This is a genomic window from Rhodococcus sp. NPDC077669, from assembly GCF_040686915.1.
Classification (GTDB): Bacteria; Actinomycetota; Actinomycetes; order Mycobacteriales; family Mycobacteriaceae; genus Rhodococcoides; species Rhodococcoides fascians.
Map to the genome: position 1 here is coordinate 1 of NZ_JBFBMD010000055.1, position 2,066 is coordinate 2,066.

Sequence of the window (2,066 nt, forward strand, 5' to 3'; positions counted from 1 at the left end):
CAAGCAGTGAACACTGGACACAGGGTCGCTAGGCACCACGATTGACCTACCGCACAAGTGACCGGTGTGTCTTTCCCAAGACGCGTCGTCGCGGTGTCGAGCGGCCCGCTCGTCGGTGGTCGGGCCTGGCGGCGTGACTTCATAGGACCTTGAAGCGACTCTGCCCCATCACTGTTTTGTCCACCGCCAGCGTCCGCCCACCCAGCGCGAAACTCGGTCGGAAGGCCCGCCGAGTCCGTCGAACGGGAAGGCTCGGATCACATGGACGGTGACATCGTCGTCGGCATCGATTCACACAAAGACACTCACTACGCAGCTGTGCTCACACGGGGTGGAAGGAGGCTCGGAGCGCGCCAGTTCGGAGCCACAGCGCAGGGCTACAACGAGCTGTCGGAATGGGTGGAGACGTTCGGAACTCCGGCGAGCTTCGGTGTCGAGTGCACCGGTTCGTACGCTGCGGGACTGACGCGTCACCTGCTCGAACGTGGCATGTCGGTCGCGGAGATCAACACGACCAACAAACATGCGCGGGCTCGCCGTGGGAAGGACGATGCCCTCGATGCGGAGATGGCTGCTCGGCACGTCCTCACCGGAGCCGACGCCATCGTTCCGAAGTCGAGTACCGGAGCGGTGGAATCGATCAGAATGCTGCTTCTCACGCGGGAGTCGGCAGTGAACGCTCGTACCGTTGCGCTGCAACAGATTCAAGATGTTCTGATCACCGCCCCGGTGGCTCTGCGTGAGTCGATCACCTACAAGCGGGGGAAGGGAGCCGTCGAAGCGTGCTCCCGGTTGCGTCCGGACTTGTCGCGCCTGTCCGATCCGGAACAAGCTGCGAAGTTGACATTGCGGACTCTCGGTCGCCGGGCCAGCGATCTGGCCGAGGAGATCGCCGTTCTGGAGCGCGAGCTCGACACTTTGGTGACCGCGACGGCTCCGACGATGCGCGCAGCGTGCGGGGTAGGACCGGTCAACGGGGCGCAGTTGTTGGTGACCGCGGGGCAGAACATCGGCCGGCTTCATTCCGAGGCCGCGTTCGCCCGGTTGTGCGGTGTCGCCCCTGTTCCTGCCTCGTCGGGCAAGACGACGAGGATGAGGCTGCACCGAGGCGGTGATCGCGCCGCGAACAGAGCGCTCTACTTGATCACCGTGTGTCGGCTGCGGTACGACCAACGCACGATCGACTACATGCAACGCCGGCGCGGTGACGGGTTGTCGAAGAAGGACGTCATCAGGTGCCTCAAGCGGTTCGTGGCGCGGGAGGTTTTCAACGATCTCGTCGCTGATCTCGCAGGATGTGGCAGCATGTCAGCAGAGGTTGACGTACCTGCCGCTCGCGCCCCGTCCGGGGTTCGGTGAACACGTTGCTCTGAGGGTCCACCATCGGAATCCGTCAGGAAGCAGCTGACCGCCGGTAATGCGAGCATCCGGACTCGGTTGTGCTTCCAACGAAGGATCCCTGATGCCCGTTCACATGACCATCGATGAGTTGAAGTCCGCTGCACGAACGTTGCGAAAGTTCCTGGCCGAATCAGGTGCTGCACAATTGACCCACGCCCAGTCACTCGAGGCCGTCGCTCACACTGCCGGATTTCGAGACTGGAACAGCTGCAGCGCCGCTCTTCTCGCTCCCCGTCCGCTGGCGGCTGTTCCGATCCTGCGGGTGTATGACGAGGTCGCGACACGAAACTTCTATTGCGACTACCTCGGATTCGAGGTCGACTTCGAGCATCGCTTCGCCGCCGATCTACCGCTCTACATGCGGGTCACCCGTGGCGGTGTTCACCTGGACCTGAGTCAACACCACGGGGATGGAACACCAGGGGCCGCTGTGTGGCTGCCGACGGTCGACATCGCGGCGTTCCACCGGGAGCTGCGTCGGCGAGACCATCTGGTGACTCTGCGACCCGGTATCGATCGCTCCGCACCTGGTGGACCGACCGTCGAGCTACTGGATCCGTTCCAGAACGCCCTGCGCTTCTGCGAACTCGACGACTGACACATGCTCGACTGACAGACGATTCACTGCTCCCGCCCACGGATCGCTTGACATGTATAGGACCGTC

General features: G+C 63.1%; 2 protein-coding genes. Both read left to right on the forward strand.

Features of this window, described 5'->3' with window-relative positions:
- Positions 1-261 precede the first annotated feature (261 nt).
- On the forward strand, positions 262-1,359 hold the full coding sequence (locus tag AB0P23_RS25385; protein WP_206498880.1) for an IS110 family transposase: 1,098 nt from the start codon (positions 262-264) through the stop codon (positions 1,357-1,359).
- Positions 1,360-1,462: 103 nt separating this feature from the next.
- Positions 1,463-1,999: a glyoxalase superfamily protein gene (locus AB0P23_RS25390; protein ID WP_219520300.1), complete on the forward strand. Its 537-nt coding sequence runs from the start codon at positions 1,463-1,465 to the stop codon at positions 1,997-1,999.
- Positions 2,000-2,066: the final 67 nt, after the last annotated feature.